The organism is Deinococcus marmoris DSM 12784 (genome assembly GCF_000701405.1).
Classification (GTDB): domain Bacteria; phylum Deinococcota; class Deinococci; order Deinococcales; family Deinococcaceae; genus Deinococcus; species Deinococcus marmoris.
In genome coordinates this window covers 1-3,815 of sequence record NZ_JNIV01000176.1, presented here as the reverse complement: position 1 = coordinate 3,815, position 3,815 = coordinate 1, and the positions used below count along the sequence as shown (strand labels likewise).

The 3,815-nt window shown below is 58.9% G+C and carries 2 protein-coding genes; both read left to right on the top strand.

All coding sequences use genetic code 11. The features are described 5' to 3' along the window. The first annotated feature begins 196 nt into the window (after window positions 1-196). Window positions 197-2,110, top strand: coding sequence for a PAS domain S-box protein (locus Q319_RS0122530; protein ID WP_029484647.1), 1,914 nt, complete (start codon window positions 197-199; stop codon window positions 2,108-2,110). Between the two features lie 164 nt (window positions 2,111-2,274). Continuing rightward, window positions 2,275-3,711 carry a GGDEF domain-containing response regulator gene (locus Q319_RS25945; protein WP_051655693.1) on the top strand — a complete coding sequence of 479 codons (1,437 nt, stop codon included), beginning with the start codon at window positions 2,275-2,277 and terminating at the stop codon, window positions 3,709-3,711. Window positions 3,712-3,815 lie beyond the last annotated feature (104 nt).

The following is a 3,815-nucleotide window of genomic DNA, read 5'->3' as shown; positions in this document are numbered from 1 at the left end:
TCCTTGGGTGTGGGCTTGAGAACCTCACCCTACCGGAGACCCGTTTTTTGGGCCACCCCTACTTTTCGTCAAAACTGTCCGAACCATTGATCAGGGAGTGAGGAGAACGGCGTAAGACCCTGAACTCTAGAGTTCAGGACATGCGAGTCAAGACCAGGCACGGCGAGTCTCACGCCTCCATATATGCGGGATCCAGATGACGCAGACCACAGAATTGCTCGGCCTGCTTAACCTGATCAACGGCGTCGTTTGGGAGGCGTACCCCAGTACGGGTCACGGCACGTTTATCTCAGAGGGCGTGGAAACTCTTTTTGGGTACACCTCAGCGGCATGGCTCGCTACACCCACCTTCTGGGAATCCCGTCTCCACCTAGACGACCGCGAACAAACTCTCGCAGCCTACGAACGCTTGACCCAGACGGGACAGCCCTTTGAACTGGAGTACCGCATGCACGCTGCCGATCACCGCGTCGTGTGGGTGCGCGACCGTATCACGCCAGTAATTGAAGGGGACGTCATGGTCCGTGTGGCCGGATTTATGATCGACATCACGGCACAGAAGCGCACGGAAGACGCGCTCATGGCGAGTGAAGGGCGGTTCCGAGCACTAGTTCAGCAGAGCAGCGATATCGTGACCATAGTCAACCGTGGTGGGTACATCACCTATGCCAGTCCGTCCCTCCACCGCATTCTCGGCCTGGACCCAGAGATCATCAAAGGTACGGACGTTTTTCAGTTTATGCATCTGGACGAATATGCCGAAATCCGCCAGACGTTCGCCACTGCCGTGTTTGGTGGAAGCGGCGCGACCAGCAGCCTGACCAGCCGTTTTCAACACGCCGATGGCAGTTATCGTTGGCTGGAGTGGGTGGCCACAAACCGGCTGGATGACCCCCACGTCCGCGGTATGGTCATGAATTCACGTGACGTCACCGACCGCCGGGAAGCAGACCTCGCACTTGATCAAAGCCGCCGGACGTTTCAGGTGTTGTTTGACCATTCTCCTGACGGCATCATGCTGGTTGATCTGGATGGGGACATGCCCATCGTGGCCTGCAATGAGGTCGCGGCCAGCATGAACGGCTATACCGTCGAGGAATTGACGGGACAGAGTACCTACCTGCTCATGATTGGCGGCGAGGCCCTACGGGGGCAGCCTGGAGCGAACGACGCCTTCAAGGGGCAGATTCGTGAGCAGGAACGTCTCCGCATGGAGACCGTTCACCGTCGCAAGGACGGAAGTGAATTTCCAGTGGAGATTCATCTGGCGTTCGTCTGGATTGATGGCCGGGAAATGTTGATGAGCCTGGAGCGGGATATCACGGAACGCCACGCGGCCACTGAAGCGTTGCAGGCCAGTCAGTCACGGCTGCTGGCCAGTGAGAAGCTGGCCAGTCTGGGACGACTGACTGCGGGTCTGGCCCATGAGATCAATACCCCACTGGCAGCAACGATGAATTCTCTGTACGAAGCGGAGCGCTTGGCCAAGGAATATTGCGACTCGGTGGGCGCGCCAGGAGTCACTGAAGATGACCACCGGGAGATTGCCACAGAACTGCGCTCCATTCTTGTGGAGGGCGTGAAGAGCACGGGCCGTATTGGGGAATTCCTTCGTACCATGCGGAGCCATACGCGGGACACGGTCACGGGCGTCATCACCTTTAACGCGGTGAAATTGGTCACCGATACCTTAACCATGATCGCTCACCAGGCACGGAATGCGAATGTTTCTCTGCTGTTCGAGAAGCCTGAAGATCAGGTGCTGGTGCGTGGGGAACCGGGCCGTTTCACGCAGGTCCTGACGAATCTGGTAGTGAATGGGATTCACGCCTGCGAATCCACTGGAGAAAGGCGTGTCTCCGTCCGGTTTGTGGAACGCGGTGGTCACCCGGTCATGGAGGTGGAAGATACCGGCACGGGTATCGCGCCGGAAGTGCTGCCCCGCATTTTCGATCCTCTGTTCACCACCAAAGACGTGGGCAAGGGGACAGGTTTAGGATTGAGCATTCTCCACGATATCGTCACGGGACATTTTAAGGGCGAGATCGACGTCCGTACCTTCGTGGGTAAAGGCACGACATTTGCCTTGCACTTTCCACCTCAGGCGTAAGCCCGGCCATAGCCTATGCTCTGCACTGGCCGACTTGAGTTGAGACCCCTCAAGTTCGGGCACCAGGCTCAAGGGGCTTGACCAGACACGCACAAATTGAACTCAAGCTCAGTCAGGTCTTTGTGAGGAGAGGCGCACTAGGTTGTTGAGCCAGGGAGACTCCCATGGCCAGATTACGCACCACAGCTCAACCTTCCGGGCACACCGTGCTGGTAGTCGACGACGATGACGCCCTGCGCAGCACACTCTGCCGCCTGCTTGAAGTCGACGGGCACGAGGTCCTGTCAGCGGCGAGCGGTGAACAGGCCATTGAGCTCTGCCGTGGGCGCGACGTCCATATCATGCTGCTCGATTATTTCATGCCCGGCATGACCGGCGAAGACGTCGTCAAGGCTGTGCGAACCTTTGACCCCAAAGTCCAAATCGTGTTACAGACCGGCTACGCTTCGGAAAAGCCGCCGCGCCAGATGTTGCGCGAGCTGGACATTCAGGGCTACCACGACAAATCTGAAGGCCCTGACAAGCTGCTGGTGTGGGTGGATGCCGCGCTGAAGACCTACCGGCACGTCCGGGCGCTGCACGCCTCGCGCAGCGGCTTGGAATATATTCTGAAAGCCACCCCGGAGCTGCACCGCTTGCAACCCCTCGATGACTTGCTGCTCGGCATCTTGCTGCAGATCCAGGGCCTACTCGGCTTTACCAGCGCCGTGCTGGCCGTCCTCACGCCCGGCCATGAGGCCCTGGCCATCAGCGGGGCTGTCCTCACGGCCGAGCGACAGGAGTTCACCCTCCGGATCGGGACCGGACGTTTTGGCCACACCGATTGGGCGCTCCTGACGCCTGAAGAGCAGGCCCTGATCCGCAGCGCGGTGGAGAGCGGCCAGGCACATCTGGGCCCTAAAGTCATTTTGCCGCTGAAAGCGGGAGAGCGCACGCTGGGCGTGGTGATGGTGGATAATCCCGCGCAGAGCAGTGGCGACCTGCATCTGCTGGAAATCTTTGCGGCCCAGGCGGCGGTGGCCGTCGAGAACGCCCGTTTGTACAGTTTGGCGACAGTGGATGATTTGACGGGGTTGATGAACAAACGCGCGTGGGTGGCCCGGTTGCAAGAAACGGTGCAACTCGCTGCCCGGCACGCGTTCTCCACCAGCGTCCTGGTGCTGGATCTCGATCACTTCAAGGCCATCAATGACACTTATGGTCACCTGGCAGGTGACCATGTCTTGGCGGCGCTGGGAATATGCGTCCAGCAGCAACTGCGCCGTTCAGATGTGGCGGGACGCTACGGAGGCGAAGAACTGGTGGTGCTCCTACCCCATACGCCAGCGGCCGGCGCCTTGATTATTGCAGAGAGGCTGAGGGCGGCGATTGAGCAGTTGCGGCTGCACTGGAATGGGCAAGAAATCACCGTGACGGTGAGCATCGGCATCGCCAGCTTGCCGCACCAGTTCGTGCAGGTGCCGGAAGATTTGGTCATTGACATTTTCGCACGTGCAGACGAGGCGCTGTATGAAGCCAAACGTCAGGGCCGCAACCGAGTGGTCCAGCATGTTGCAACGGGTTCGGGAGCACTTCAAGATCAGCGTACTCTCCTATGCTAAGGACCAGGATTCAGTACCGGACAACTTGGATTTAAGCTTCACTGGCACGCGAAAAAGCCTTTGCTCGTCGCTTGGATGACGTTTGAGAGAACGTTGTATCCATC

Bases quoted from the DNA above. Each gene is read 5' to 3' on its own strand.
- Q319_RS0122530 (WP_029484647.1), top strand. From the start codon at position 197: ATGACGCAGACCACAGAATTGCTCGGCCTGCTTAACCTGATCAACGGC.
- Q319_RS25945 (WP_051655693.1), top strand. From the start codon at position 2,275: ATGGCCAGATTACGCACCACAGCTCAACCTTCCGGGCACACCGTGCTG.